At 66.0% G+C, this 25,277-nt stretch carries 28 protein-coding genes; 17 read left to right on the top strand and 11 right to left on the bottom strand.

Going from position 1 to position 25,277, the window contains the following annotated elements; all coding sequences use genetic code 11:
* Positions 1 to 58: 58 nt before the first annotated feature.
* The 4 genes from ACXAD2_RS20500 to ACXAD2_RS20485 are packed head-to-tail and all read left to right on the top strand — an operon-like array spanning position 59 to position 4,176.
* On the top strand, positions 59 to 904 hold the full coding sequence (locus ACXAD2_RS20500; RefSeq protein ID WP_475173861.1) for a LysR family transcriptional regulator: 846 nt from the start codon (positions 59 to 61) through the stop codon (positions 902 to 904).
* A gap of 46 nt (positions 905 to 950) precedes the next feature.
* Positions 951 to 2,159, top strand: a complete 1,209-nt coding sequence (locus ACXAD2_RS20495; protein WP_475173858.1) for a DegT/DnrJ/EryC1/StrS family aminotransferase — start codon at positions 951 to 953, stop codon at positions 2,157 to 2,159.
* Positions 2,160 to 2,191: 32 nt separating this feature from the next.
* Positions 2,192 to 3,187, top strand: coding sequence for an XdhC family protein (locus ACXAD2_RS20490; RefSeq protein WP_475173856.1), 996 nt, complete (start codon positions 2,192 to 2,194; stop codon positions 3,185 to 3,187).
* Complete coding sequence (locus ACXAD2_RS20485; protein WP_475173853.1) at positions 3,184 to 4,176, top strand: molybdopterin-binding protein; 993 nt, start codon at positions 3,184 to 3,186, stop codon at positions 4,174 to 4,176. The genes ACXAD2_RS20490 and ACXAD2_RS20485 overlap by 4 nt, the downstream gene beginning before the upstream one ends.
* A gap of 234 nt (positions 4,177 to 4,410) precedes the next feature.
* Here ACXAD2_RS20485 and infC read toward each other — a convergent pair whose 3' ends face one another.
* Positions 4,411 to 4,995 carry a translation initiation factor IF-3 gene (gene infC, locus ACXAD2_RS20480; protein WP_442974730.1) on the bottom strand — a complete coding sequence of 195 codons (585 nt, stop codon included), beginning with the start codon at positions 4,993 to 4,995 and terminating at the stop codon, positions 4,411 to 4,413.
* A gap of 169 nt (positions 4,996 to 5,164) precedes the next feature.
* Here infC and ACXAD2_RS20475 point away from each other — a divergent pair, with 169 nt between their 5' ends.
* A complete protein-coding gene (locus ACXAD2_RS20475; RefSeq protein WP_475173850.1) occupies positions 5,165 to 5,869 on the top strand; it encodes a hypothetical protein in 705 nt (234 codons plus the stop codon).
* A 170-nt stretch (positions 5,870 to 6,039) separates the two neighbouring features.
* On the top strand, positions 6,040 to 6,678 hold the full coding sequence (locus ACXAD2_RS20470; protein ID WP_475173847.1) for a hypothetical protein: 639 nt from the start codon (positions 6,040 to 6,042) through the stop codon (positions 6,676 to 6,678).
* A gap of 23 nt (positions 6,679 to 6,701) precedes the next feature.
* Here the strand turns inward: ACXAD2_RS20470 and ACXAD2_RS20465 are convergent, their stop codons facing one another.
* Positions 6,702 to 7,613, bottom strand: coding sequence for a LysR family transcriptional regulator (locus tag ACXAD2_RS20465; protein WP_475173844.1), 912 nt, complete (start codon positions 7,611 to 7,613; stop codon positions 6,702 to 6,704).
* Between the two features lie 124 nt (positions 7,614 to 7,737).
* Here ACXAD2_RS20465 and ACXAD2_RS20460 point away from each other — a divergent pair, with 124 nt between their 5' ends.
* The 4 genes from ACXAD2_RS20460 (at position 7,738) to argE (ending at position 12,016) form a co-directional block, all read left to right on the top strand.
* Positions 7,738 to 8,709 (top strand): Bug family tripartite tricarboxylate transporter substrate binding protein, encoded by a 972-nt coding sequence (locus ACXAD2_RS20460; RefSeq protein WP_066100922.1) that lies wholly within the window; start codon positions 7,738 to 7,740, stop codon positions 8,707 to 8,709.
* Between the two features lie 107 nt (positions 8,710 to 8,816).
* Entirely contained in the window at positions 8,817 to 9,311 is a 495-nt protein-coding gene (locus ACXAD2_RS20455) for a tripartite tricarboxylate transporter TctB family protein (protein ID WP_475173838.1), read from the top strand.
* 12 nt (positions 9,312 to 9,323) lie between these two features.
* Positions 9,324 to 10,814 carry a tripartite tricarboxylate transporter permease gene (locus tag ACXAD2_RS20450; RefSeq protein WP_224902767.1) on the top strand — a complete coding sequence of 497 codons (1,491 nt, stop codon included), beginning with the start codon at positions 9,324 to 9,326 and terminating at the stop codon, positions 10,812 to 10,814.
* Positions 10,811 to 12,016: an acetylornithine deacetylase gene (gene argE / locus ACXAD2_RS20445; RefSeq protein WP_475173830.1), complete on the top strand. Its 1,206-nt coding sequence runs from the start codon at positions 10,811 to 10,813 to the stop codon at positions 12,014 to 12,016. The genes ACXAD2_RS20450 and argE overlap by 4 nt, the downstream gene beginning before the upstream one ends.
* Positions 12,017 to 12,207: 191 nt before the next feature.
* On the opposite strand, the gene ACXAD2_RS20440 is transcribed toward argE, so the two are convergent.
* The 5 genes from ACXAD2_RS20440 to ACXAD2_RS20420 all read right to left on the bottom strand — a co-directional run bounded on the left by ACXAD2_RS20440 (position 12,208) and on the right by ACXAD2_RS20420 (position 16,352).
* Positions 12,208 to 13,071, bottom strand: coding sequence for a ferredoxin--NADP reductase (locus ACXAD2_RS20440; protein WP_066100910.1), 864 nt, complete (start codon positions 13,069 to 13,071; stop codon positions 12,208 to 12,210).
* 71 nt (positions 13,072 to 13,142) lie between these two features.
* Positions 13,143 to 13,520, bottom strand: a complete 378-nt coding sequence (locus ACXAD2_RS20435; RefSeq protein ID WP_475173822.1) for a DUF934 domain-containing protein — start codon at positions 13,518 to 13,520, stop codon at positions 13,143 to 13,145.
* The gene (locus tag ACXAD2_RS20430) at positions 13,517 to 14,308 is read right to left on the bottom strand and encodes a phosphoadenylyl-sulfate reductase (RefSeq protein ID WP_475173818.1); all 792 of its coding nucleotides are present in this window, start codon (positions 14,306 to 14,308) and stop codon (positions 13,517 to 13,519) included. The genes ACXAD2_RS20435 and ACXAD2_RS20430 overlap by 4 nt, the downstream gene beginning before the upstream one ends.
* A gap of 16 nt (positions 14,309 to 14,324) precedes the next feature.
* A complete protein-coding gene (locus ACXAD2_RS20425; RefSeq protein ID WP_475173813.1) occupies positions 14,325 to 15,995 on the bottom strand; it encodes a nitrite/sulfite reductase in 1,671 nt (556 codons plus the stop codon).
* 51 nt (positions 15,996 to 16,046) lie between these two features.
* The gene (locus ACXAD2_RS20420) at positions 16,047 to 16,352 is read right to left on the bottom strand and encodes a DUF2849 domain-containing protein (RefSeq protein ID WP_164179041.1); all 306 of its coding nucleotides are present in this window, start codon (positions 16,350 to 16,352) and stop codon (positions 16,047 to 16,049) included.
* A 152-nt stretch (positions 16,353 to 16,504) separates the two neighbouring features.
* Here ACXAD2_RS20420 and ACXAD2_RS20415 point away from each other — a divergent pair, with 152 nt between their 5' ends.
* From ACXAD2_RS20415 to ACXAD2_RS20405, 3 genes are all read left to right on the top strand, one after another.
* Entirely contained in the window at positions 16,505 to 16,960 is a 456-nt protein-coding gene (locus ACXAD2_RS20415) for an Lrp/AsnC family transcriptional regulator (protein ID WP_066100897.1), read from the top strand.
* A 12-nt stretch (positions 16,961 to 16,972) separates the two neighbouring features.
* Positions 16,973 to 17,275, top strand: coding sequence for an Rdx family protein (locus tag ACXAD2_RS20410; RefSeq protein WP_475173808.1), 303 nt, complete (start codon positions 16,973 to 16,975; stop codon positions 17,273 to 17,275).
* A gap of 88 nt (positions 17,276 to 17,363) precedes the next feature.
* Positions 17,364 to 17,789 carry an OsmC family protein gene (locus ACXAD2_RS20405; protein ID WP_475173805.1) on the top strand — a complete coding sequence of 142 codons (426 nt, stop codon included), beginning with the start codon at positions 17,364 to 17,366 and terminating at the stop codon, positions 17,787 to 17,789.
* A 288-nt stretch (positions 17,790 to 18,077) separates the two neighbouring features.
* Here the strand turns inward: ACXAD2_RS20405 and ACXAD2_RS20400 are convergent, their stop codons facing one another.
* Both ACXAD2_RS20400 and ACXAD2_RS20395 read right to left on the bottom strand, forming a co-directional pair.
* Complete coding sequence (locus ACXAD2_RS20400; RefSeq protein WP_475173801.1) at positions 18,078 to 19,586, bottom strand: DEAD/DEAH box helicase; 1,509 nt, start codon at positions 19,584 to 19,586, stop codon at positions 18,078 to 18,080.
* A 274-nt stretch (positions 19,587 to 19,860) separates the two neighbouring features.
* A complete protein-coding gene (locus tag ACXAD2_RS20395; RefSeq protein WP_475174984.1) occupies positions 19,861 to 20,700 on the bottom strand; it encodes an AAA family ATPase in 840 nt (279 codons plus the stop codon).
* A gap of 259 nt (positions 20,701 to 20,959) precedes the next feature.
* Between ACXAD2_RS20395 and dksA the strand changes: the two genes are divergently transcribed.
* Both dksA and ACXAD2_RS20385 read left to right on the top strand, forming a co-directional pair.
* Positions 20,960 to 21,382, top strand: a complete 423-nt coding sequence (gene dksA, locus ACXAD2_RS20390; protein WP_066100890.1) for an RNA polymerase-binding protein DksA — start codon at positions 20,960 to 20,962, stop codon at positions 21,380 to 21,382.
* A gap of 107 nt (positions 21,383 to 21,489) precedes the next feature.
* Positions 21,490 to 22,659, top strand: coding sequence for an FAD-dependent monooxygenase (locus ACXAD2_RS20385; RefSeq protein WP_475173795.1), 1,170 nt, complete (start codon positions 21,490 to 21,492; stop codon positions 22,657 to 22,659).
* A 7-nt stretch (positions 22,660 to 22,666) separates the two neighbouring features.
* Here the strand turns inward: ACXAD2_RS20385 and ACXAD2_RS20380 are convergent, their stop codons facing one another.
* Positions 22,667 to 23,134, bottom strand: a complete 468-nt coding sequence (locus tag ACXAD2_RS20380; protein WP_066100886.1) for a CreA family protein — start codon at positions 23,132 to 23,134, stop codon at positions 22,667 to 22,669.
* Between the two features lie 21 nt (positions 23,135 to 23,155).
* Positions 23,156 to 23,641, bottom strand: a complete 486-nt coding sequence (locus ACXAD2_RS20375; protein WP_066100882.1) for a pyridoxamine 5'-phosphate oxidase family protein — start codon at positions 23,639 to 23,641, stop codon at positions 23,156 to 23,158.
* 161 nt (positions 23,642 to 23,802) lie between these two features.
* Between ACXAD2_RS20375 and ACXAD2_RS20370 the strand changes: the two genes are divergently transcribed.
* Together ACXAD2_RS20370 and ACXAD2_RS20365 are read left to right on the top strand one after the other, a co-directional pair.
* The gene (locus ACXAD2_RS20370) at positions 23,803 to 24,966 is read left to right on the top strand and encodes an isovaleryl-CoA dehydrogenase (protein ID WP_475173789.1); all 1,164 of its coding nucleotides are present in this window, start codon (positions 23,803 to 23,805) and stop codon (positions 24,964 to 24,966) included.
* Between the two features lie 2 nt (positions 24,967 to 24,968).
* Entirely contained in the window at positions 24,969 to 25,274 is a 306-nt protein-coding gene (locus tag ACXAD2_RS20365; RefSeq protein ID WP_083191129.1) for a hypothetical protein, read from the top strand.
* The last annotated feature ends 3 nt before the right edge of the window (positions 25,275 to 25,277 follow it).

Genomic DNA, 25,277 nt, shown 5'->3' with positions numbered 1-25,277 from the left:
GTGTAGCTGGCTCATGAAGGCGCGATCAGTCGCGAAATGCCGAAGCGGATTTTCAAAAATGAAAGACGCACCCAGCCTCGATGATGTGATGCTGTTCCTTGCCGTGGCCGACGCAGGCACGCTCGGCGGCGCTGCCGCGCTGACCGGCGCCAGCCAGCCGACCCTGAGCCGCCGCATGACCGGGCTTGAGCGTCAGCTTGGACAGCGCCTGTTCCAGCGCGGCGCGCAGCGCTATGCACTCACTGCCGAGGGGCGGCAACTGGCCGAAGAGATGCGCGGGCTGCGCGCGCAGGCGTCGCGGCTGGCGCGCTGGACCGCGCAGGAGGGGGCGGTGCGGGTGCGCATCACCGCCGGGCTCTGGACCTCGCGCTACATCGCGCGCGGGCTGGCGCGGGTCTGGTCGCCGCAGGACGCTTGGCTGCCCGAGTTCGCCGCCTCCAACGCCGACCTCGACATTGCCCGCCGCGCCGCAGACATCGGCATCCGCAACCGCCGCCCCGAGCAGCCTTGGCTCGCCGGGCGCCGCACGGTGCGGCTGAGCTACGCCGCCTATGGGCGCGGCCCGCAGGTGCAGGGCTATGTCACCCTGCCGCCCGGCGCCGCGAGCACACCTTCTGAACGCTGGCTGCGCGCGACCCATCCCGAGGAGATCGTCACCCACGCCTCCGACGCCCGGCTGGCGCTCGATCTCGCGCTTGGCGGCGTGGCCCGCATCGTCATGCCCTGCTTTGTCGGGGATGCCGAGCCGGGGCTCATGCGCCTGTCCGAGCCGATCAACGCGCTGAGCCATGACGAATGGCTGGTGGCCCATCACGACGCCCGCCACGATCCACCGGTGCGGGCCGCGCTGGACGCGCTGCACGGGCTGCTCACCGCGCGCGAACGGCGCGGCACGACAGCGTGACGCAATCCGCATTGACCCGCGCGCGGCGGGGGCGCATCAATGCCCCATGACCGAGCGATTTACCGAACAATTTACCGGAAATTTCACCCAGCAGGAGCCGATCCCGGAGGCGGGCATCGAGGCCGCGCTGGAAGTGCTGCGCCACGGCCGCCTGCACCGCTACAACACCGCCGCCGGTGAGACCGCGCAGACCGCGCTGCTGGAACAGGAGTTCGCCGCCTTTACCGGCGCGCGCTTCTGCGTCGCGGTGGCCTCGGGCGGCTATGCGCTTGGCTGCGCTTTGCGCGCGCTGGAGGTCGGGCCGGGCGACCGGGTGCTGACCAACGCCTTCACGCTGGCGCCGGTGCCGGGGGCGATCGCTTCGGTTGGCGCGGTCCCAGAGTTCGTTGGGGTGACCGAGGCGCTGGTCATCGACCTCGACGATCTTGCCGCGAAACTGCCCGGCGCGCGGGCGCTGATGCTCTCGCATATGCGCGGTCACATCTGCGACATGGATCGGCTGATGGCGCTTTGCGACGCCGCCGGGGTGCCGGTGATCGAGGATTGCGCGCACACCATGGGCGCGTCGTGGAACGGTACGCCCTCGGGCCGCCACGGTGCGGTGGGCTGCTATTCGACGCAGACCTACAAGCATATGAACTCGGGCGAGGGCGGCTTTCTGGTCACCGACGACGAAGAGATCGCGGCGCGCGCGGTGATGCTCTCGGGCAGCTACATGCTCTACGAGCGGCACCTTGCCGCGCCGGGCCCCGAGGTCTTTGAGCGGGTGAAATACGTCACCCCCAATGTCTCGGGCCGGATGGACAATCTGCGCGCGGCACTGCTGCGCCCGCAACTGGCGGTGCTGCCCGAGCAGATCGCGCGCTGGAACGACCGCTACCGCGTGGTCGAAGAGGGGCTGCGCGGCACGCCGGGGCTGACGGTGATCGAGCGGCCGGCGGAGGAAAGCTACGTCGGTTCGTCGATCCAGGCGCTGGTGCTCGACTGGGCGCCGCAGGCGATCACCGATCTGCTGGCGCGCTGCGCCGCGCGCGGGGTCGAGCTGAAGTGGTTCGGCGGTGCCGAGCCGGTGGCCTTCACCTCGCGCTACGACAGCTGGCGTTACGCGCCGTCCAGCCCGATGCCCGCCACCGACCGCATCCTGACCGGCATTCTCGACATGCGCCTGCCGCTGACCTTCAGCCTCGAGGACTGCGCGCTGATCGCGCGGATCATCCGCGCCGAAGTGTCGGCGGTCTATCAGCAGGCGGGCTGACGCAGCCCGTTCCGCCCTTCGGAGGAGAACCCATGAGCGATATCAAAGGCAGCCTCGACACCGCCCGGTTCGACGCCATCCCCGAAACCGCGCTGGCATGGCACCGCGCCGGGCGCCGCGCGGCGCTGGCGACGGTGATCGAGACATGGGGCTCGGCGCCGCGCCGCACCGGCGCGCAGCTGGCCATTTCGGGAGATGGCGAAATAGAGGGCTCGGTCTCGGGCGGCTGCGTCGAAGGCGCGGTGATCGTCGAGGCGCTGGAGGCGCTGGACGAGGGCAAGCCGCGCGAGCTGGAATTTGGCGTGTCGGATCAGGATGCCTTTGCCGTGGGCCTCGCCTGCGGTGGCACCATCCGCGTGCTGGTCGAGCCCGTGGGCGAGGTCCTGCCCGAGGCGCTGCTGGCAGAGCTTTGTGCCGCGCGCGCCGCGCGGACCCCTGTGGCCTATGTGGTGGACCTTGAAAGCGGGACGCGTCAGCTGGCCTATGACGGGCATGAAAAGGCCTTCCGCATGGATCGCTCGGGATTTGCCGAGGAGAGCCGGACCTTCGTCGCCATCCACAACCCGCCGCTTCGGCTGCTGGTGGTGGGGGCGGTGCATATCGCGCAGGCACTGCTGCCCATGGCGCGCATCGCGGGCTATGATCCGGTGCTGATCGACCCGCGCGGCGCCTTCGGGTCCGAGGCGCGCTTTCCCGGCGAGACCATCCTCGACGACTGGCCCGATGAGGCGGTCAGCAAGCTTGGCCTCGACAGCCGCACGGCGCTGGTGCTGCTCACCCATGACCCCAAGCTCGACGATCCCGCGCTCGAGGCGGCGCTGCGCAGCAAGGTCTTCTACATCGGTGCGCTCGGCTCCACCCGCACCCATGCCAAGCGCGTGGCAAGGCTCGGCGAGACCGGGTTCAGCGAGGCGGAGATCGCGCAGATCCACGGCCCCATCGGGCTTGATATCGGCGCCTCCGGCCCGGCGGAAATCGCTGTTTCGATCATTGCCGAAATGACCCGCGTGCTGAGGAAGGGCGCGTGAAATTCGGCCCGGTGCCCCTCGGCGAGGCCGCAGGCGCGGTGCTCGCCCATGCGGTGGCGCTGCCGCAGGGGCGGCTCAGGAAGGGGCATATTCTGACCGAGGGCGACCTAGCCCGGCTGCGCGCGGCGGGGCAAGACGAGGTGATCGTCGCAAGGCTCGGTTCGGGTGATGTGCCCGAGGATATCGCCGCGCAGCGGCTGGCCGAGGCGCTGCTGCCCGCGCCCGAGGCGGCGGGGCTCAAGCTGGGTCCGGCGACCACCGGGCGGGTCAACCTTCATGCGGTGGGACCGGGGGTGATCGAGGTGGATGCGGCGCGGATCGACGCGGTCAACGCGGTGCACCCGATGATCACCGTGGCCACCCTGCGACCGTGGCAGCGCTGCGCCGCGCGGGCCATGGTGGCAACGGTGAAGATCATTTCCTACGCCGTGCCCGAGGCGGCGCTGGCCGAGGCCTGCGCGGCGGCGCAGGGCGGCGCGCTGCGCCTGCATGCGCCCGTGGCAAGGAGCGCTACGCTGATCGAAACCAGCGTCGGCAGCGATCCGGGCGACAAGGGACGCCGCGCCACCCGCGCCCGGCTCGACCGCTTCGGCACAGAGCTTGGGCCGCGCGTGCAGGTGCCGCATCGGGCGGAGCCTCTGGCCGAGGCGATAAGCGCGGCATCCGGGGATATGGTGCTGATCCTCACCGGCTCGGCCACCTCCGATCTGCATGACGTGGCGCCCGAGGCGCTGCGCCGCGCCGGCGGCGAGGTCACCCATTTCGGCATGCCGGTCGATCCGGGCAATCTGCTGTTCTACGGCCAGCACATGGGGCGCCCGGTGATCGGCCTGCCGGGCTGTGCTCGCTCGCCCGCGCTCAACGGTGCCGACTGGGTGCTCGAACGGCTGATCTGCGGCGTGCCGGTCAGCCCTTCCGAGATCGCCGCCATGGGCGTGGGCGGCCTGCTGAAAGAGCCGCCCTCCCGCCCGCGTCCGCGCGAGGGCTGAAGCGGCCAGCGCCCTGATCTTCGTCTAGATGAAAATATCCCGGGGGAGGGCGCCGCAGGCGCACGGGGGCAGCGCCCCCAGACACGGCAATGGGGCAGCGCCCCGAAGAAACGCAATGGGGCAGCACCGCCAAATACGCCATAGGGCAGTGCCCCAGACAAAGCAAAACCCGCCGGCGGCAGCGCGGCGGGTTTGTACAATAAGCACGCGAAATACCGTGCTTGGCCGTTGGTCTTATTTGGTGATCGGACCGATCATCATGACCATCTGACGGCCTTCCATCTTGGGCATGTTCTCGACCTTGCCCACTTCCTTGACGTCCTCGGACACCCGCTCGAGCAGTTCGCGGCCAAGGTTCTGGTGCGCCATCTCGCGGCCACGGAAGCGCAGGGTGATCTTCACCTTGTCGCCGCCTTCGAGGAACTTCAGCACGTTGCGCATCTTGACGTCATAGTCATGCGTATCGGTGCCGGGGCGGAATTTGACTTCCTTGACCTCGATGGTCTTCTGCTTCTTCCGCGCCTCGCTCTCACGCTTCTGCTGTTCGTATTTGAACTTGCCGAAGTCCATGATCTTGCAAACGGGCGGTTTGGCGTTCGGCGAGATCTCGACGAGATCGAGACCGGCCTCTTCGGCCATTTCCATCGCGCGCGCAGGGGTCTGCACACCGAGGTTCTCGCCTTCGGCGCCGATCAGGCGGATTTCGGGAGCCCGGATGCGATCGTTGACGCGGGGGCCGGTGTCGCGCGTCGGGGGCGCGTTGTGAGGTCTGCGAGCTATGGTTTTCGTCCTTTGTTGCCATATCTGGTAGGCGCGCAAAGTAGTGCTGCGATCCGCTTGTTTCAAGCGGCAAATGGCCGAATGCGTCGCTTGACGAGCCTCAACTTGCCGATCTTGGGGGCTTTGGCCCGCGACCAAGGCGCTCGGGTGCTGGTCATGGCAGGGTGACTACCTATGTCACACGCACGCGACACTGGAGATATCTGAGATGAAACAAGCGATTCTGATCGTCGGGGCCGTGCTGATCCTGATCATCGTGGTCTTTGGCATGGGGCAGGACGACGTGCCGATGAGCGACGAGACCGCCGAGCCGGATACGATGCAGGAGGCTCTGGAAGACGCCGGGACTGAGGCTGATCAGTTGGCGGATAAAGCGCAGCAAGACGCGGCGGAGGCCAGCGACACTTTGAACGATGTGGCCGATGAAGCCGCAGCCTCGGGACGCGAGGCGCTCGACAAGGCGGGCGAGGCGGCGGACAGCGCGATGGACGCGGTGTCGGATGCGGCGGGCAAGGCGGCGGAAACCGCAGAGGGTGCCGCGGCGGCGGTGGCCGAAGGCGCGCGCGAGGCGATGGACAGCGCATCCGAGGCGGCGGGCAATGCCGCCGACAGCCTGCGCGATGCCGCTGACAGCGCCATGGCCTCGGCCGAAGGCGCGATGGAGGATGCAGATCGCGCGCTCGAGGGGGCAGGCGACAGCGCGGCGGAGGTCGCCGCGATGAGCGATGAAGAATTGCGCGAGCTCTTCACCGTAGACGGCTTTGATTACGACAAGGCCGAGGCCTACATCGACCAGTCCGACCTTGGGTTTGCGGCGAAAGAGGCGACCAAATCGGCGCTGGCGGCGGTGCGGGACGCGCCCGAGCAACTGGCCCCGGTGCTCGAAGAAGCGCGCGAACGGCTCGGCCTCTGAGCGCGTCGATGCGCGGTCCCTATGCTGGCCGCTGAGGCTGGCCGGAGAGACTGGCACAAAAAACGACATCCCCGCGTCAAGAAATTCTGGCGCGGGGGTGATCCGACCGGTTAAATGCTGCGTACTCCTGATTGTTTCGCGCACGCGCGCCCCAAGCCGGATCGACCTTGATGACGAGCCACAAGTCCCCTGTGCTGCTGCGCAACCTCGCCCTTTTGATGTCGCTGGTGGCGCTGGCGCTTGTGATCAGCGTGCTGCTTGGCTGGCTGTCGCATATCGAGGTGCTGGTGCGCTCCGGGCCCGATAGGCCCGCCATGGTGCCCAGCACCGCCATTTCCCTTGCCCTGCTGTTCTGCGGTCTGGCCGTTGCGGCAAGCGGGCGCGAAACCTCTGGCCGGGTTCTGACCTGCGCTGCGGGCGCGGCAATGGTGGCGCTGACCAATACGCTGGTGGTGAGTTTCGGGGCCGAGGGGCTCGATGCGCTGCTGGCGCAACGGCCGATGCATGACCGCATGTCTCCGGGCACGGTCACCGGCCTGCTCATCGGCGCGGCGGGGCTTGCGGGGCTTGCGCTGCCGTCGCTTCGCCGGTCGGAACTGCCGCTTCTGGCCGCGCTCTCGGGGCTGACCGGGATCACTGCCGTCTTTATGGTTCACAGCTTTCAGCCCGGCGCGGTGATGGCGCTGAGCTTCTTTGAAGGCATGTCCATTTATACGGCGCTCAGCCTGCTGGGCGTGTTCGCGGGGCTGCTGATGCTTGGTCTGGCTCCGTCACCCTCGGCGACCTTCACGCAGTTCAATCGGGACTGACCTGCGCCGGGCAACTCTGTGCATCAGGTCACCAGCCCATCGCTTTTGAGACTGTCGATCTCGTCGGCGATGGCCTGTGCAAAGGCCTGACCCACCGCGCTCAGCGGCCTGTCGCGGGGCAGGAACTGCGCGATATCCCAAGTGATTTCCGGGATCAGCCGATGCGCCGAGACCTTCTTGGGGTCGATCAGCCGCAGCGCCACGGGATCGACGATCGCCACACCAACCCCGCGCTCCACCAGCCGCACCACGCCGTGCAGCGTGCGCAATTCCGCGGCGATGGTGCGGCGCACGTCAATCGTATCCATCATGTGATCGACGCGCTGGCGCAGCGGGCTGTCGGGCGAGAGGTCGATGAACCACTCCTTGCGCAGTCGGGGCAGGGGGATCTCTTCGACCGTGCCCAGAGGATGACCTTTCGGCATGATGCAGCGCGCCGTGCAATGGCCCAGCGGCAGCGCCTCGCCGCCAAAGGCATCGGCGTTGAGGGTGATTCCGAAGGCGAGGTCGCAACGCTGCTCTGAAATCATCCGCAGCATCTCGGCCATGCCCACATCGACGATCTGAACCGTCGCCTGCGGATGCGTCTGGCGAAATCTGCGCAGGGCATCGAGCAGGAAGGTGTCGCAAAAGACCGGCTGCGCGGCGATCACCAGATGCCCGACCTGACCATTGGCGATGGCCACCGCCTCCTGTTCCAGATCGCGCAGCCCGGCAAGATGGCGCACCACCGTCTGGTGAAAGCGGAAGGCCTCGGGGGTGGGGGCCAAGCGGTTGCGCTTGCGTAGGAAAAGCGCGAAGCCGACTTTCTCTTCGAGACCCGAGAGCAGCCGGCTGATCATCGGCTGGCTGGTCTCCATCTGCTCGGCGGCCAGCTTCACACCGCCGAGGCGCATATAGGCGTCGAAGGCCTCCAGTTCCCGTATCTTGTACATGAGCGCTCCCTCAGTATGCATTTTGTGCAACTGTTCAGCATCTATTGTCAACAATCGCATACTGTGGATGGTGGCGCCGATCCAACAGTTCCGGGGCCTCCCCGGACCCTATGTGAGGTGAATAATGAAAAAGCTACTCGGATCGATCGCCCTTGCCGTGATCGCAGCAACCGGCCCCGCAGCGGCCCAGACCTACCCCGACCAAGCGGTGACGCTGGTGGTGCCCTACGGCCCCGGCGGCGCGTCGGACCTCGCTGGCCGCGCGCTGGCAGAGACCGCGCAGCCCTTCCTCGGCCAGCCGGTCACCGTGATGAACAAGCCCGGCGCTGGCGGCATGAACGGTGCGCGGTCGGTGTCGGAAGCCGACGCCGACGGTTACACGCTGCTGCTGGCCCGCGTCGGCATGGCGCTGTCGCCCGCCGTGACCCCCGGCAACGCCGTTCCGTGGGACGCCTACACCTTCCTTGGCGCGCTGGAAGCCACGCCGATGATCCTCGCCGTGCGCGGCGATGCGCCCTATGACAGCGTTGACGACCTGATCGCCGCGATCAAGGACAGCAACGGCCGCATGACCTATGCTGCGTCGGGCGCGACCGCCATCGACGGTTTCACCACGCAGGCGCTGCTGGCCGACAACGACCTCGACCCGCTGACCGCCGCGACCCTCGTGCCCTACAAAGGCGGCGGCGCACTGGCGACCGCTCTGCTCGGCGGTCACGTGGATTTCGTTGCCATGGCCGCAGCCTCGCTGATGCCGCACATCGAAAGCGGTGACATGAAGGCGCTGATGGTCTTTGCTCCCAAGCGTATGGACAGCCTGCCCGACGTCGCCACCGCGCAGGAGATGGGCTACGAGAAAGCCGGTCAGATCGCTGGCTGGAGCGCCCTTTACGGTCCCAAGGACCTGCCGGAAGACGTCGTCGCCAAGTGGGACGAAGTGCTGAGCCAGGTCGCCACCGACGAGAAGTGGCTCGATCTCGCGGCGCGCCGCGGCTCGATCTCGACCATCGGTGACGTCGACATGACCGACTACGCCAAGGGCCAGTATGAGCTGTTCCACGGTCTCGCGCAGGACTTCGGCTACCTGTCGAACTGAGCGTGCGGCGGGCCCGCGCCCGCCCCAATGACGCTTAAGGCGCGGCCCCTTTTTGAGGGCCGCGCCACTCTCCTCCACCGGAGGACCCCATTCCCAGGAGCATCGCCATGTCCAAGCCCGTCCTGCGGGGGCTGGTAATTGCTGCTTTCTTCGCGCTTACCGCCTTCGCCCTGGTTCCCGTTTTCGTGCCTCGCCCCGCCTTCATTCCCGGCTTTGCCCCGCCGCCGGATATGTGGCCGCGCACCGTGTCGATCGCCGGTCTCGCGCTTGGCCTGCTGGCACTCTTCCTGACCTTCACCCGGCCCGCACCGCTTGAGGAGCCGATCGAGACCGACGGCAGCAGCCGCGCCCGGATGATCGGGCGGTTTGCCGGCCTCGTGGTCGCCTTCGGCCTGTTTCTGGCGCTGCTGCCCTACGTCGGCTTTCTGGTCGCCACGATGGCGCTGACGCTGGCCATCGTGCTGATGACCGGCGAGCGCGGCCACAAGATCTGGATCGTCCTCCTGTGCTTCGGCGGCCCGATCCTCCTAACGCTGTTCTTCCATTCCGCGCTTGGCACGCAGTTCCCCAAGGGCGCGCTGACGAAGCCCTTCGGCTTCTGATCGGAGACCACAATGCTCAATGAAATCCTTTCGGCGCTGCAAGCGGTTGCCACCCTCCAGAACCTGCTGATCATGGTCGCGGGCATCTGGGGCGGGGTGATCGTCGGCGCGATCCCCGGCATGACCGGGACCATGGCGGTGACGCTGGCGCTGCCCTTCACCTTCTACATGGAGCCGGTGCCCTCGATCCTGCTGCTGGTCGCCCTCTACAAGGGCTCGACCTACGGCGGGTCGGTCTCGGCCATCCTGATCAAGACCCCGGGCACCGCCTCGGCGGCCTGCACCGCGCTCGACGGCTTCCCGCTGGCGCAGCAGGGCAAGGCGGGCAAGGCGCTGAACATGGCGCTTTACTCGTCGGTGATCGGTGACTTCCTGTCGAACCTGTCGCTGATCTTCTTTGCCGCGCCGCTGGCGGTTCTGGCGCTGCGCATCGGCCCGCCCGAGTTCTTCATGCTGATGCTTTTCGCGCTGACCACCGTGGCGGGCGTCTCGGGCAGTTCGCTGCTGCTCGGGCTCGTCTCGGCGGCGCTGGGTCTGCTGCTGGCGACCGTGGGCGAGGATATGTACGGCTCGTTCCGCTTTGCCTTCACCCCCGACATGCAGGCGGGTCTGTCAATCGCGCCGGTGCTGATCGGCCTCTTCGCGCTGCCCGAGCTGATCAAGCTGGTGGTGATGCGCGCGGCCAAGAAGGAAGAGGCGGCCACGCTCGGCGCGCAGCATGTGACCCGCGAAGAGTTCATGGGCTCGCTGAAGACCATTCTCAAGGGTTCGGTGATCGGCTCTGTGCTGGGTGCCATTCCCGGCATCGGCCCGTCCTCGGCGGCCTTCTTCTCCTATGGCGAGGCGCAGCGCAGTTCCAAGAAGGGCGCGAACTTCGGCAAGGGCGAGCTGGAAGGCATCGCCGCCTCGGAGTCGGCCAACAATGGCGCCTGCGGCGCGACGATGATCCCGCTCCTGGCGCTCGGCGTGCCGGGCGACGTGATCACCGGCGTCATGCTTGGGGCCTTCATGATCCAGGGCCTCACCCCCGGACCGCTGCTGTTCCAGACCAACATCCACGAGGTCTACATGCTGCTCATCGGCATGCTGGTGTCCTCGGTGCTGCTGTTCTTTGCGGGCAAGGCGACCATGCGCATGTTCGCCAAGGTCTCGCACATCCCGCAGACCCTGCTGACGCCGCTGGTGCTGCTGCTGTGCATCTTCGGCATCTATTCCATCGCTTCGAGCACCTTCGACGTGGCGGTGCTGCTGGTGATGGGGCTGGTGGGCTTCGGTATGTTCCTGCTGAACATTCCCGCAGCGCCCTTCCTGATCGCCTTCATCCTCGGCCCGATGCTGGAAGAGAACCTGCGCCGCGCGCTTGCCATCTCGCGCGGTGACCCAGCGGTGCTACTGTCGTCGCCGATCACATGGGTGTTTGCCGCGCTCATCGTGTTCGTCGTGTCCGTCACCGTGCGCCGCGAGTTCCAGAAAACAAAAACAGAAAGACGAGTTGCCCAATGACCCTGCAGAGCGAGACAACGCCCGCCCCTGACCGGCAGGCCAGCGCCGCGCAGCACCTCTCGGACCTGATCGGCTTCGACACGGTCTCCCGCAATGGGAACCGCGCGCTGATCGACCATATGGCAGACTACCTCCGCGCGCTCGGCGCGCGGATCACCATCCTGCCCGACGAGACCGGCACCAAGGCCAATCTCGTCGCGGCCTTCGGTCCCGAAGATGTGGCGGGGCTGGTCTGGTCCGGCCACACCGATGTGGTTCCGGCCGACGAGCCCGAGTGGGAGAGCGACCCCTTCACCGCCGAAGTGCGGGATGGCAAGCTCTACGGGCGCGGCGCCTGCGACATGAAGGGCTTTGCCGCCTGCGCCATGGCGGTCGCCCCCGAGCTTGCGGCGGCGCAGCTGACGCGCCCGGTCTACTTCTGCTTTTCCTATGACGAAGAGGTCGGCTGCCTCGGCGCTCCGGCGATCGCTAGGCATCTGGCGTCGCTGCCGGTGCCGCCCGAGTTCGCCATCATCGGCGAGCCCTCGATGATGGAGCTGGTGACTGGCCAGAAGGGCAAGATCGCCATGCGCGCCCATGTCACCGGCACCTCGGGGCACTCGTCTTTCGTGCCCGAGCATGTGAACGCCATCGAATACGCCGCGCAGGCCATCGCGCGCATCTCCGAGCGCGGCAAGCGCTATGAGACCGAAGGCCCGTTCGATGCGGATTTCACCGTGCCGCATGCGACCATGCTGGCGACCATGGTAGAGGGCGGCGTGGCGACCAATGTCACCCCCGACAGCTGCAGCTTCACCTTCGAGCTGCGCTCGATCGCCGATATGGACCCCGAGGCCGACATGGCCGAGCTGCTGGCGCAGATCGAGGCCGAGGTGGGCGCACCCATGGCAGAGAAGACACCGGGCACCGGGATCCGCTTTGAACGCATCTTCGCCTATCCGGCGATGGGCGAAGCGCGCAACAGCGCAGGCTACGCCCGCTACGCGCGGCTGATGCCCGAGGCGTGGGGTGGCAAGGTCTCTTACGGCTCCGAAGGCGGGGTGTTCGAGCAGGTCGGCGGCATTCCGTCGGTAATCGTCGGCCCCGGCTCGATCGAACAGGCGCATAAGCCCAACGAGTTCGTCGACCTCGCGCAGCTTGACCTCTGCGTGGACTTCCTGCGCGGCATCATCGCCGAGCTGTCGCAGAAGGCCGCCGCCTGAGGATTTGAACTGGCCGCCGCGCGAGAGCCTTGCGCGGCGGTCTTCGGCATGGCCCGGGTTACGCCCGGGTCCGGGGCCGGCGACGTCTTCACTTATCCCCGGCGTCGCCGGTCGACCCAGACAATCCTACAAAAGAAAACGCCTTCCGAAGTCTCCTTCGGAAGGCGTTTTTGTATCTCGGGCAGGGCGCTTCAATCGAGGAAGGCCTTTTCCACCACGTAATGCTTGGGGTCCGAGTTGGCGCCCTCTTCAAGGCCGTATTCCTCGAACATCTCCTTCAGCTCGAGGTTGAAGGCGAGGTTGCCGCAGATCATCGCGCGGTCGGTCTCGGGGTTCAGCGGCGCCACGCCAAGATCGGCAAAGGCCTCGCCCGAGCGCATCAGGTCGGTGATGCGGCCCATCTTCGGGCTCTCTTCGCGGGTGGTCGTGGGGTAGTATTTGATCTTCTTCCAGAAGCCTTCGCCGATCAGCTCGTTCAGCAGCTCGTCGGTTTTCAGGCTCTCGATCAGCGCGGCCCCATACTCCAGCTCGCCCGCCTCGCGGCAGGTGTGGGTGATGATCACCTCGTCGTAATCCTCATAGGTCTGCGGCTCGCGCAGCAGCGAGGCGAAGGGGGCAAAGCCGGTGCCGGTGGCGAAGAACCAGATGCGCTTGCCGGGCAGCAGCGCGTCATGCACCAGCGTGCCGACGGGCTTGGGACGCAGGATCAGCTCGTCGCCGGGCTGGATGTGCTGCAGCTTCGAAGTGAGCGGGCCGTCCTGCACCTTGATCGAGTAGAACTCCAGCTCTTCGTCCCAGCTGGGCGAGGCGATGGAATAGGCGCGCAGCAGCGGCTTTTGCTTGCCGGTCTTCGGGTCGGGATCGCCCATCAGGCCGATCATCACGAACTCGCCCGAGCGGAAGCGCAGGCTGGCAGGGCGGCTGACGCGGAACGAGAAGAGCCGGTCCGTCCAGTGCTTGACCTCGGTCACGGTCTGGGCGTCGGGGAGCACCATCTTCTTGGGCGCGTCGGCTTTCGCTGCGGAGGCTTCGGTCACGGGGGTCATCTCTGTCATGATCTCTCTCGCCGATCCTATAGGACCGGCCCCTTGGGTGTATCGTTGATGCAGATCAGGCGAAAGGCGGTTTAGCCGCGCACGCGGGACTGGTAGTCGTGTTTCCGCCAATCGGCGCGGAATTTCCACTCGTCCTCGGGCTGGCGCGCCGCCAGTTCGTCCGAGATCTCGACCTCGTCAAAGCCCGAACGGCGGGCCATGGCGTATTGGTCCGAGATCACATGGCCCGCGGCGCGCAGCGTGCCGGTGTAGCCGCGCAGGCGCAGCAGGCGGGCCAGCGTGAAGCCGCGGCCATCAGCAAAGCTGGGGAAGGCGATACGCACGTGCATGGCGTTATGGGGCACTTCCAGCGTCGCGGGGTCGGTGTCGGAGGGCAGGTCGACCACGGGAGTGTCCTGATCTGCCCAGCTATCCGGGCCGAAGCCCGCGTCGGTGACGATGACGGTCATTCGCTCTGTCCTTCTCTCACGGCTTCGCCATTCACGAAATGGATGCCGCATTCAACTTTGTCTTCGCCGCGCCAGCGTCCGGCGCGGGGGTCCTCTCCGGGGGCGACCTTGCTGGTGCAGGGCGCGCAGCCGATGGACGGGTAGCCCTGCGCCACCAGCGGGTGCCGGGGCAGGCGGTTCTCGTCCATATAGGCGCCGATGTCCTCGGGCGCCCAATGGGCCATGGGGTTCACCTTGATCCGCCCGGTCTCTTCTTCGAGCTCGAAGAACTCGAGGCCCGCGCGGGTCTTGGACTGATAGCGCTTGCGCCCGGTGATCCAGCCGTCGAAGCCCGACAGGGCCTGCTCCAGCGGGAAGGTCTTGCGCAGGGCGCAGCAGGCGTCCTGATCGGAAAAGCGCAGGGCGCCATAGGGGTCGCGCGACTGCAGCAGCGCCTCGTCGGTGCGGATCACCCGCACGTCCGACAGGCGCAGCCGCTCGGACACCTCGAGCTGATACTCCAGCGTCTCGGCGAACAGCAGCCGCGTATCAATGAAGAGCACCGGGGTTGTTCGGTCCACCACCGCCACGAGGTGCAACAGCGCCACCGATTCCGCCCCGAAGGACGAGACCATGGCGATACGCCCCGCTTCGGGATCGCGCAGCGCGCCCTCCAGCACCGCGGTCGCGCCGTGGTGCCGGTAGCGCGCGTTCAGCGCGTCCACCCGGGCCTGACGCGCTGCCAGTTCCTCGGGCGGCAGCGCCGGGATGCCTCCGGCGGGAGTATTTGGGGAAAGATGAAGGGTCATCCGCTCCGCGCTTCCGTTAGGCCGCTTCGGCGTTCTTTTTGTCGGTCTCGTAGAGCGCTTCCTTGAAGGGCGCCATGCCAAGGCGGCGATAGGCCTGCAGGAAGGTCTCGTCGGCGCTCTCGCGGTTCTCGACGTAGGCGTCCACCAGCCGCTCGATGGCGGGCACGATTTCCTCGTAGGAGAAGCCCGGACCGGTGCGCTCGCCGAGCGATGCGGTCTCGGAGCCGTCGCCGCCGAGGGTGATCTGATAGGTTTCGACGCCGCCGCGATCCAGCCCGAGGATGCCGATATGGCCCACGTGGTGGTGGCCGCAGGCGTTGATGCAGCCCGAGATCTTGATCTTCAGATCGCCGATCTCATGCTCGGTCTTCAACTCGTCGAAGCGGGTGGCGATCTGCGTGGCGATCGGGATCGAGCGCGCCGTGGCCAGCGCGCAGTAATCCATGCCGGGGCAGGCGATGATATCGCTGATCTTGCCGATATTGGCGGTGGCAAGCCCATGCGCCGCAAGGATCTTGTGCAGCTGCGGCAGGTCCGACTTGTGGACGTGCGGCAGGATCACGTTCTGCTCGTGCGAGATGCGCAGCTCGTCATGGCCGAAACGCTCGGCGAGGTCGGCCAGCACGCGCATCTGGTCGGCAGAGGCGTCGCCCGGGGTCTGGCCATGAGCCTTCAGCGAGACCTGCACGATGGCATAGCCCGGCGCCTTGTGCTCGGCGAGGTTGGTGTCGGCCCAGGAGCGGAACACCGGATCGGCGTCGTAGGTCGCCGTGAAGTCGTCCTCGGGCGCATTGCGGAAGGCGGGCGGCTGGAAGCTTTGCTTGATCTCTTCGTAGAGGTCGAGATCGGCGCCGTTGAAGGCCGCCTTGGTCTCGGCGAAACGCTCGGTGACGAGGCGCTGGATTTCTTCGATGCCATGCTCATGCACGGTGATCTTGATGCGCGCCTTGTATTTGTTGTCGCGGCGGCCGAGCAGGTTCCAGACCGAGACCGTGGCCTCGACGAAGGGCAGCAGGTCTTCCTGCGCCACGAAGTCCGACAGCACCTTGCCGATCATCGGGGTGCGGCCAAGGCCGCCACCGACCAGCACGCGGTAGCCCTGCTTGCCGTCTTTCTCGACGATCTCGATGCCGATGTCATGGGCCTTGATCACCGCGCGGTCGTTCGGCGCGCCGGTGACGGCGATCTTGAACTTGCGCGGCAGGAACTGGAACTCGGGGTGGTCGGTGGACCATTGCCGCAGCAGCTCAGCCACCGGGCGCGGGTCGGCGATCTCGTCGGCGGCAGCGCCGGCGAAATGGTCCGCGGTCACGTTGCGGATGGTGTTGCCCGAGGTCTGGATGGCGTGCAGGTTCACCTCGGCCAGCGCGTCGAGCATGTCCGGCACATCCGACAGCTTGGGCCAGTTGTACTGGATGTTCTGACGGGTGGTGAAATGGCCGTAGCCCTTGTCCCACTTCTCGGCCAGCAGCGCGAGCTGGCGCATCTGCGCTGAGCTCAGCGTACCATAGGGGATCGCCACACGCAGCATATAGGCGTGCAGCTGCAAGTAGAGACCGTTCATCAGGCGCAGCGGCTTGAACTCGTCTTCGGTGAGGTTGCCGGCGATGCGGCGCTCGACCTGCGCCCGGAACTGGCGGTTGCGTTCCTGAATGAAAGCGGTGTCGAACTCGGTGTAGCGGTACATCTGGGTCTCCTGCGTCTGGCCTGGTCGCTGCGGTGGGGAGGGGGCGCCGGATCAGGCGTCGGCTTCGGCCTGTTTGCCGTGGAAATAGTTCGAGGGGCCGGTGCGGCGGAAATCCTCGCGGAAGTGCGTCGGCTCGGGCCCACCCGCGCCCGGCTTGACGTCGGCGAGGTAGACGCCAACGGTTTCCGAGGCGCGCGCCTGCGCGTCCAGAAGGCGGACCTGCGCGATCGCCTCATCGGTGATCACCTCGGCCTTGGCGAGATCGCGCACCCAGCTGTCATCGGCTGCGAGATAGATCACGTCGCCTTCGATCAGCGCGTTGGCGGTGATAACCTTGGGCGTGAAGGGCTTCGGCATCGGGGTACACTCCGGGAAGGGGTTTGTTGCCACCCAATATAGAATTTTGTCCCCCGTTGCGGCCAGTGGGGCGGAAATATAAGGACATCCGTTCCATCCTGTGGTTAAGCAGGGTGACGACGTTCCAAAGCAGGCGAAAGGGCGGAACAGCCATGGCGATCGACGAGACCGACCGGAAAATCCTTCTGGAACTGCAGGAGGACGCGGGCCGTTCGCTGGACGAAATTGCCCGCGCCGTGGGCTCTTCCAAGACCCCGGTGTGGAATCGCATCCGCAAGATGCGCGAGGCCGGGATCATCGGCCCGCAGGTGGTGATCCCCGATCCCGAGAAGCTGGGGTTCGAGGCCTGTTTCTTCGTGCTGATCCGCACGTCGGAGCATGAGGCCGACTGGCAGGCGAAATTCCTCAAAGCCCTGCGCGAGCGGCCCGAGGTGATGGAGGCGCATCGCCTCGCGGGGGAGATCGACTATATCCTCAAGGTGCGGGTGAAGAACGCCCGCGCCTATGATGTCTTCTATCAGGCGCTGATCTCGGAGGTGAAGGTCTACAACGTGACCGCGCTGCTCTCGATGGAAGAGATCAAGAACACCAACGCGCTGCCGCTCTGAGAAAGGGCTGAGATGACGGATACGCCCGACCTGCCGCCCAAGCCTCTGGTGTCGATCACTTATTGCACCGGCTGCAACTGGCTGCTGCGGGCGGGCTGGATGGCGCAGGAACTGCTGCAGACCTTCGGCGAGGAGCTTGGCGGTGTGACGCTGGTGCCCGGCTACGGCGGCGTCTACGAGGTCTCGGTGGACGGCAAGCTGCTCTGGGAGCGCAAGCGCGATGGGGGCTTCCCCGAGCCCAAGGTGCTCAAGCAGCGGCTGCGCGACGTGATCGCGCCCGAGCGCGATCTTGGCCATTCCGACCGTGGGTCATGAAGTTTTTCCGACAGGCGTGACCTTGCGCCGCGCTGTGCTAGGTTTCGCTCCAGAACGCCCGAAGGGGCAGAAAGAGGAGACCCAAGAGATGATCAACAAAAGCGGATCCGCGAACTGGCAAGGGGGCCTGAAAGACGGCACCGGCACCGTCTCGACCGAGTCCGGCGTGCTGGACAAGCAGAACTACGGGTTCAACAAGCGTTTCGGCGACGAGGCGGGCACCAACCCCGAGGAGCTGATCGCCGCCGCCCACGCCAGCTGTTTTTCCATGGCGCTGAGCAACATCCTTGGCGACTACGATCTCAAGGCCGAGGACATCAGCACCGTCGCCACGGTGACGCTGGAGCAGGGGGACGGCGGCTTTAGCGTGACCAAGAGCCACCTGAAGCTGACCGCCGTGATCCCCGGCGCGAGCGAAGAGACCTTCATGGAGGCGGCGAACAAGGCCAAGGCGGGCTGCCCGATCTCCAAGCTGCTCAATGCCGAGATCACCATGGATGCTTCGCTGGCCTGAGTAGGCGCAGCGCTTAGCGCGATCTGGAAGGGCGCGTCCTGCGGGAGGCGCCCTTTTCACATCCGGCGCGGCGCCTCTGGCACGCATCGGAGCGAGGGGCCAGCCCCTCGCGCTCCCCGGGATATTTGTGTCTAGACGAAGAGAAGAGCACCTTACGCCTTCGTCTAGATACAAATATCCCCGCCGGAGGCAGGCCGATGCGTCGGGCCAGCGCGGCTCATGGGCAAAGGCGCTCACGAAAAAGCCGCCCCGAGGGGCGGCTCTATGCGTCTCATAAAGGAGCGCGGCTCAGCTGGCGCGGCGCTGCTCGAAGCTGAGGGCGATGAACTCGGGCATGTGATCGCCCATGCCGACCACCGTGTTCTCACGCTCGCCGCGACGGCCGCGACCGCGCGACTTGTCGCTGCCGCGATCACTGGAGCGGTCTCCGGAGCGCTCGGTGGGCTTCTCGTTGCGCGGCGCCTTTTCAGGCTTTGCCACGGGGTGTTCGGCCTGCGTTTCGACCGGCGCCTCGGCGGCGGCATCCACCGCTTCGACCGGGGTCTGCTTTTCGGGCTTATTGTCGGACTTGCGGCTGCGCGAGCGGCTGCGGCGTGCGGGCTTTTCGGCCTCTTCACCGGCCTCGGGGGCATCGGCGGCGCGCTTGCCCTTCAGCGGCGGGTCGATGCGCGGGATTTCCTTCTGGATCAGCGCCTCGACATCCTCGAAATTCTTTTCGTCCTTCGGCACGACGATGGTGAAGGCCTTGCCCTCGCGACCGGCGCGGCCGGTACGGCCGATGCGGTGCACATAGTCCTCGGCGTGGCCGGGGACGTCGAAGTTGAACACATGGCTGACCGAAGGCACGTCGAGGCCGCGGGCGGCGACGTCGGAGGCGATCAGCAGGCGGACCGAACCGTCGCGGAAGCCGTCCAGGGTGCGCATGCGCTGCGACTGGTCCAGATCGCCGTGGATCGGCGCAGCGTTATAGCCGTATTTCTTCAGCGACTTGGCGACGATATCCACGTCGACCTTGCGGTTGCAGAAGATGATCGCATTGGTGCAGGCGTCGCCTTCCTTGTCGATCAGCGCGCGCAGCACGGCGCGCTTTTCCGACCCTTCGCGATCCTTGCGCGAGGCTTTGAAGAACACCGCGCCCTGTTCGATGGTCTCCGAGGCGGTGGCCTGACGGGCCACTTCGATGCGCTCGGGGCCCGAAAGGAAGGTATTGGTGATGCGCTCGATCTCGGGCGCCATGGTGGCCGAGAAGAACAGCGTCTGGCGGGTGAAGGGCGTCAGCGAGAAGATGCGCTCGATATCGGGGATGAAGCCCATGTCGAGCATCCGGTCGGCCTCATCGACCACCATGATCTGCACGCCGGTGAGCAGCAGCTTGCCGCGCTCGAAATGGTCGAGCAGGCGGCCCGGGGTGGCGATCAGCACGTCCACACCCTTGTCGATCAGCTGTTCCTGTTCCTTGAACGAGACGCCGCCGATCAGCAGCGCCTTGGTCAGCTTCAGGTGCTTGGTGTAGGTGTCGAAGTTCTCGGCGACCTGCGCGGCCAGTTCCCGCGTCGGGCAGAGCACGAGGCTGCGCGGCATGCGGGCACGGGCCCGGCCACGCGCCAGCAGCGTGATCATCGGCAGAGTGAAGGACGCGGTCTTGCCGGTGCCGGTCTGGGCGATGCCCAGCACGTCGCGACCCGCAAGCGCGGGGGGGATGGCGCCAGCCTGAATCGGGGTGGGCGTCTCGTAGCCCGCCTCTTCAATGGCCTTCAGCACCTTGGGGTTCAGGTTAAGATCAGTAAACTTGGTCATGTATGTCCGAATGTCATGCGGACACTGAACTTGGCCCGCGCGTCAGGAGAAGGGCCCGGATGGCCCGAGAAAACCGCCTTGATGCGGTCATGATGCGGGCTTGTACCGGAATCAGGCGGGAAAGGTCAATCTCGCTGGGGTTTTCGCGCCTGAAACGGCGGTTTCGCGGGAATTTGAGGCAGCTAGGCCACGGAATCGTGAAGGCATTTGCTGCTCAAACGGGCGGATTGCCGTGAGGGCAAAGCCTCAAAGGCAGGGACTTAAGGACAGAGACTCAGCGGCGGCCTCTCGCCATGAAGGCGAGCCGCTCGAAGAGATGCACGTCCTGCTCGTTCTTCAGCAGCGCGCCGTGCAATTTGGGCAGTGCATCGGTGCTGCCCGCGCGCAGATCGGCGGCGTCCAGATCCTCGGCCAGCAGCAGCTTGAGCCAGTCCAGCACCTCGGAGGTGGAGGGTTTCTTCTTCAGACCCGGCTGCTCGCGCAACTGGTAGAACTGGCTCAGCGCCTCGGTCAGCAGCGCGGATTTGATGCCAGGATGGTGGACCTCGACGATGCGGCGCAGCGTGTCTTCGTCGGGAAAGCGGATGTAGTGAAAGAAACAGCGGCGCAGAAAGGCGTCGGGCAATTCCTTTTCGTTGTTCGAGGTGATGATGACGATGGGGCGCTGGCGCGCCTGCACGGTCTCGCCGGTCTCGTAAACGTGGAACTCCATGCGGTCGAGTTCCTGCAGCAGATCGTTCGGGAACTCGATGTCGGCCTTGTCGATCTCGTCGATCAGCAGCACCACTTTGCCCTCGGCCTCGAAGGCCTGCCAGAGCTTGCCGCGGCGGATGTAATTGCCGACGTCATGCACCCTTTCGTCGCCAAGCTGGCTGTCGCGCAGGCGGCTGACCGCATCGTACTCGTAAAGCCCCTGCTGCGCGCGGGTGGTGGATTTGATGCTCCACTCGATCATCGGCAGGTTCAGCGCGCTTGCCACTTGCCGGGCCAGTTCGGTTTTGCCGGTGCCGGGCTCGCCTTTCACCAGCAGCGGCCGTTCGAGCGTGATCGCCGCATTGACCGCCATGGTCAAATCCTCGGTGGCCACATAGGCCTCGGTGCCTTGGAAATTCAGGCTCATCACGCATTCCTCCGCTGCTCTAGGGGAAGGGATAGAGGGCGCGATTGCACGGTTCAAGCGGGGTTTCGAGGGTGCCAGAGAGGGCGCTGTTACGTGACGGTTACAAATTAGGCACCTGCCGAAGTTTCGTTCGCGACCTATCCTATTGTGTAGTGACATCGGGGGGGGCTTGGGATAACAGCAGCCTCGCAAGGGGTGCCGGAGCCGGTCAGGAATTCCTCGACCGGACGCCGGTTTTGAAGAGGGAGCAGAAATGAAGCCCGAGACTTTTCTGCCCGACGATTACCGTCCGGCTGAAGACGAACCTTTCATGAACGAGCGTCAGACGGAGTATTTCCGCCGTAAGCTGCTCGCATGGAAAAATGACATTCTCGCCGAAAGCCGCGATACGATCGAAGCGCTGCAGGAAGCCACGCGGAACATTCCCGACGTGACCGATCGCGCCAGCGAAGAGACCGATCGCGCGCTGGAACTGCGTACGCGGGACCGTCAGCGCAAGCTGGTGGCCAAGATCGATGCGGCGCTGCGCCGCCTCGACGAGGGCGAGTACGGCTATTGCGATGTGACCGGCGAGCCGATCAGCCTCAAGCGGCTGGACGCACGCCCGATCGCGACCATGAGCCTCGAGGCGCAAGAGCGTCACGAGCGCCGCGAGAAGGTCCACCGCGACGACTAAGCCATCGCCGCCGGCACCACGTCGGCGGGGCCAAAGGCTTGACAAGACAAGACGCCGGGGCCAATGGCTCCGGCGTTTTGATTTTTTGCCCAATTCGGAGGCACGTGGTGCCAGCTAAGTCAGTGACGATCATCGGTGGGGGGATCGGCGGGTTCGCTGCTGCGCTGGCGCTGCGCCAGCGTGGCTGCGATGTGCGGGTGCTGGAGCAGGCCGAGGCGATTTCCGAAGTGGGCGCGGGGTTGCAGATCAGCCCCAACGGGCTGCGCGTGCTCGAGGCGCTGGGGGTGGGCGAGGCGCTGCGCGCCGGCGCCTGCCGGGGCACCGCCGTGTCGCTGCGCGATCACCGTGCCGGGCGCGAGGTGCTGCGGCTCGATCTGACCCGGCTGCCCGAGGGGCAGAGCTATCACTTCGTGCATCGCGCCGATCTTATCGCGCTGCTGTCGCAGGCGGCGCGCGAGGCTGGGGTGCAGGTTCGTCTGTTGCAGAAGGTGGCCGCTGTGCGGCCCGGCGCGCCGGTGCGCATCGAGATGGCCAATGGGGATTCCTGCTCGGCTGATCTGGTGATCGGTGCCGACGGTTTGCATTCGGTGGTGCGCAGCGCGCTCAACGGGGTGGCGGCGCCCTTCTTCACCGGGCAGGTGGCGTGGCGCGCGGTGGTGCCGAACCTGTGCGGCCATCCGCCCGAGGCGCGGGTGCACATGGGCCCGGGGCGGCACGTGGTCAGCTATCCGCTGCGCGGCGGCGAGAAGGTCAATCTGGTGGCCGTCGAAGAGCGTCGGCAGTGGACCGAAGAGGGGTGGTCGCAGCATGACGATGCCGCCAACCTGCGCACCGCCTTTGCGGGCTTCGGGGCTGATGTGGCAAAGCTTCTTGCCGCGGTCGAGCGTCCGGGGCTCTGGGGCCTCTTCCGCCACCCGGTCGCGCGGCATTGGCACGGGCAGGGCGTTGCGATCCTCGGCGACGCGGCGCATCCAACGCTGCCTTTCATGGCGCAGGGGGCGAATATGGCGCTCGAGGATGCATGGGCGCTGGCCGCCTGTCTGACCTCCGGCACCGACATGGATGCGGCGTTGAGCCGATATCAGGACCTGCGGCGCGAACGCTGCGTCAAGATCGTCGAGGCGGCCAATGGCAACGCGTGGAAGTACCATCTGAGCAACCCGCTGATCCGCGGCGTTGCGCATATGGGGATGGGGATGCTGGGACGGCTCGCGCCTGCAAAGATGCTGGGCCAGTTCGATTGGATCTACGGCTACGACGTGACCAAAGCGGTCTGAGCGCCGCTCACTCGTCCAGCCATGTCACCTCGGTGCCGTAAAGCGGCACGGTGGAAATCGCCAGCTTGGCCGACCCGTCGGTCAGTTCGGCGGCATGGGCGAGATAGATCAGTGTCTGGTTTTTCTCGTCGTAGATGCGTTTCACCCGCAGCGATTTGAGGATGATCGAGCGCGAGGTGCGGAACACGTCCTCGCCATCCTTGTCGCGGTCAATGTCGCCGATCTCGATCGGGCCGGTCTGGCGGCAGGCGATCGAGGCGTTCGACGGGTCTTCGAACCAGTTGCCCTTCGACAGACGGTCGAACATGCCGCGGTCGAAATAGGCGATGTGGCAGGTGACGCCTTTTACTTTCGGGTCGGCAACGGCTTCGATCTCGATGTCGTTGCCGACCCAATCCACGCCCACCTCGCCGACCTGTTCAGCAGCCGCCATTGAGGGCAGCAGGCACAAGAGGGTGAGAAGGGCGCGTTTCATGGGGACTCTCCGGTCTGCGATTTACGAGAAGACCACCCGACCATGCTCGCCTACGTCGGGCGTGTCATCCGACATTTGCGACTTGGCGATCTCGTAAAGGAAGCTCGCGCCGCCATTGCTGACCCAGACCTCGCCGTCCTTCGGCGTCATCTTGACCAGACGCACCGAGTCGTCTTCGCGGCCGTTCTTGAACCACGCACCGGCGACAACGCTCCAGATCTCATCGAGTTTCTCTTCGTCGTCCGAGATGGTGAGCGTGCCAAAGATATTGGCGTAGAGGTGCGATTTGGGGTCGGCCACGTGGAAGGAGGCCTCGCCGCCGCTCTTGGCGGCACGATCCGCAGCCGAGCCTTTGGCGGTGATGAACCAGATGGCGTTTTCCTCGGGGTCAGCGTTCGGCGACATGGGCACCGGACGCTCGCCGTCGGCGGCCAGCAGGCCCGCGCGCACATTCTTCATGTTTTTCCAGAAGTCGGCTTTCAGGTCGGTGATATGATCCTTGGGCATATCGTCTCTCCTTATCTGCTGTGTCACCGCGTCAACGCGCGGTCCTGCGCGCCGTTCCGTTTGATCACGGCAGGGTGACGCGCCTTTGCTGTTGACGCCCGGCGGGCAGAGAGCTTAGATATGAACAACTGTTCAATAACTGCCAGGGGAGGGGCGGTTTGATGTTCAACGCGGTCATGACCTACGATCTGGGTGAAGACATGAACGCTCTGCGCGAGATGGTGCATCGCTGGGCGCAGGAACGCGTCAAGCCGATGGCGGCGCAGGTCGACCGGGACAATGCGTTCCCGAATGAGCTGTGGCGCGAGATGGGCGAGCTGGGCCTCTTGGGCATCACCGTGCCCGAAGAGTTCGGCGGGGCGGGCCTGGGCTATCTGGCGCATGTGGTCGCTGTCGAAGAGATCGCCCGCGCCTCGGCCTCGGTCTCGCTGTCCTACGGCGCGCATTCCAACCTCTGCGTCAATCAGATCAAGCTGAACGGCTCGCCGCAGCAAAAGGCGAAATACTTGCCCGGACTGATCTCGGGCGAGCATGTCGGCGCGCTTGCCATGTCCGAGCCGAACGCTGGGTCTGACGTGGTCAGCATGAAGCTGCGCGCCGAAAAGAAGAACGACCGCTTCGTGCTGAACGGCAACAAATACTGGATCACCAATGGGCCGGATGCCGATACGCTGGTGGTCTACGCCAAGACCGACCCCGACGCGGGCAGCAAGGGCATCACCGCCTTCCTGATCGAGAAGAGCATGACCGGCTTTTCGACCTCGCCGCATTTCGACAAGCTCGGGATGCGCGGCTCAAACACCGCCGAGCTGATCTTCGATGATGTGGAGGTGCCTTTCGAGAACATCCTCGGCGAAGAGGGCAAGGGCGTGCGCGTGCTGATGTCGGGCCTCGATTACGAGCGTGTGGTGCTCGCGGGCATCGGCACCGGCATCATGGCCGCCTGCCTCGACGAGGTCATGCCCTATATGGTCGAGCGCAAGCAGTTCGGCCAACCCATCGGGAACTTCCAGCTCATGCAGGGCAAGATCGCCGATATGTACACCGCGATGAACTCGGCCCGCGCCTATGTGTATGAGGTCGCCAAGGCCTGCGATCGTGGCGACGTCACCCGTCAGGACGCCGCGGCGTGCTGTCTCTACGCCTCCGAGCAGGCGATGGTGCAGGCGCATCAGGCGGTGCAGGCCATGGGCGGCGCGGGCTTTTTGGCCGATGCACCGGTGGCGCGGCTCTTCCGCGATGCCAAGCTGATGGAGATCGGTGCGGGCACCTCCGAGATCCGCCGGATGCTGGTGGGCCGCGAGTTGATGAACGCGATGAGCTGAGCATGATGTCCCGGCCGCTCTGGTATGCCCCCGCGCTGGCGCTTCTCGCGCTGGTGGCGCTGGCGGCCTACCGGGCCGGGATGCAGGCGGCGGAACTCACCGAGACCGAGGCCATGGAGGCCGCCGCCACGCTCTATGTCGAGACCGGCCCGGAGGGGGCCGAGAAAAGCGATTGCACGGGGCGCCCCGCAGAGGCGCCGGTCTGGATCGTGGTCACATGCGCGCGGGAGGATCTGGCGCATGTCTACGAGATGGACCGGCTGGGGCGCATCCTACACGCGCGGGTCAGGAGGGGGCCGCAGACATGAATC

This window comes from Salipiger sp. ABN3_019 (assembly GCF_056158605.1).
The sequence above is the reverse complement of the archived record's forward strand: the minus strand, read 5'-3'. Positions and strand labels throughout refer to the sequence as shown.

Bases quoted from the DNA above. Each gene is read 5' to 3' on its own strand.
- ACXAD2_RS20500 (WP_475173861.1), top strand. From the start codon at position 59: ATGAAAGACGCACCCAGCCTCGATGATGTGATGCTGTTCCTTGCCGTG.
- ACXAD2_RS20495 (WP_475173858.1), top strand. From the start codon at position 951: ATGACCGAGCGATTTACCGAACAATTTACCGGAAATTTCACCCAGCAG.
- ACXAD2_RS20490 (WP_475173856.1), top strand. From the start codon at position 2,192: ATGAGCGATATCAAAGGCAGCCTCGACACCGCCCGGTTCGACGCCATC.
- ACXAD2_RS20475 (WP_475173850.1), top strand. From the start codon at position 5,165: ATGAAACAAGCGATTCTGATCGTCGGGGCCGTGCTGATCCTGATCATC.
- ACXAD2_RS20470 (WP_475173847.1), top strand. From the start codon at position 6,040: ATGACGAGCCACAAGTCCCCTGTGCTGCTGCGCAACCTCGCCCTTTTG.
- ACXAD2_RS20465 (WP_475173844.1), bottom strand. From the start codon at position 7,613: ATGTACAAGATACGGGAACTGGAGGCCTTCGACGCCTATATGCGCCTC.
- ACXAD2_RS20460 (WP_066100922.1), top strand. From the start codon at position 7,738: ATGAAAAAGCTACTCGGATCGATCGCCCTTGCCGTGATCGCAGCAACC.
- ACXAD2_RS20455 (WP_475173838.1), top strand. From the start codon at position 8,817: ATGTCCAAGCCCGTCCTGCGGGGGCTGGTAATTGCTGCTTTCTTCGCG.
- ACXAD2_RS20450 (WP_224902767.1), top strand. From the start codon at position 9,324: ATGCTCAATGAAATCCTTTCGGCGCTGCAAGCGGTTGCCACCCTCCAG.
- argE (WP_475173830.1), top strand. From the start codon at position 10,811: ATGACCCTGCAGAGCGAGACAACGCCCGCCCCTGACCGGCAGGCCAGC.
- ACXAD2_RS20440 (WP_066100910.1), bottom strand. From the start codon at position 13,071: ATGACAGAGATGACCCCCGTGACCGAAGCCTCCGCAGCGAAAGCCGAC.
- ACXAD2_RS20435 (WP_475173822.1), bottom strand. From the start codon at position 13,520: ATGACCGTCATCGTCACCGACGCGGGCTTCGGCCCGGATAGCTGGGCA.
- ACXAD2_RS20430 (WP_475173818.1), bottom strand. From the start codon at position 14,308: ATGACCCTTCATCTTTCCCCAAATACTCCCGCCGGAGGCATCCCGGCG.
- ACXAD2_RS20425 (WP_475173813.1), bottom strand. From the start codon at position 15,995: ATGTACCGCTACACCGAGTTCGACACCGCTTTCATTCAGGAACGCAAC.
- ACXAD2_RS20420 (WP_164179041.1), bottom strand. From the start codon at position 16,352: ATGCCGAAGCCCTTCACGCCCAAGGTTATCACCGCCAACGCGCTGATC.
- ACXAD2_RS20415 (WP_066100897.1), top strand. From the start codon at position 16,505: ATGGCGATCGACGAGACCGACCGGAAAATCCTTCTGGAACTGCAGGAG.
- ACXAD2_RS20410 (WP_475173808.1), top strand. From the start codon at position 16,973: ATGACGGATACGCCCGACCTGCCGCCCAAGCCTCTGGTGTCGATCACT.
- ACXAD2_RS20405 (WP_475173805.1), top strand. From the start codon at position 17,364: ATGATCAACAAAAGCGGATCCGCGAACTGGCAAGGGGGCCTGAAAGAC.
- ACXAD2_RS20400 (WP_475173801.1), bottom strand. From the start codon at position 19,586: ATGACCAAGTTTACTGATCTTAACCTGAACCCCAAGGTGCTGAAGGCC.
- dksA (WP_066100890.1), top strand. From the start codon at position 20,960: ATGAAGCCCGAGACTTTTCTGCCCGACGATTACCGTCCGGCTGAAGAC.
- ACXAD2_RS20380 (WP_066100886.1), bottom strand. From the start codon at position 23,134: ATGAAACGCGCCCTTCTCACCCTCTTGTGCCTGCTGCCCTCAATGGCG.
- ACXAD2_RS20375 (WP_066100882.1), bottom strand. From the start codon at position 23,641: ATGCCCAAGGATCATATCACCGACCTGAAAGCCGACTTCTGGAAAAAC.
- ACXAD2_RS20370 (WP_475173789.1), top strand. From the start codon at position 23,803: ATGTTCAACGCGGTCATGACCTACGATCTGGGTGAAGACATGAACGCT.
- ACXAD2_RS20365 (WP_083191129.1), top strand. From the start codon at position 24,969: ATGATGTCCCGGCCGCTCTGGTATGCCCCCGCGCTGGCGCTTCTCGCG.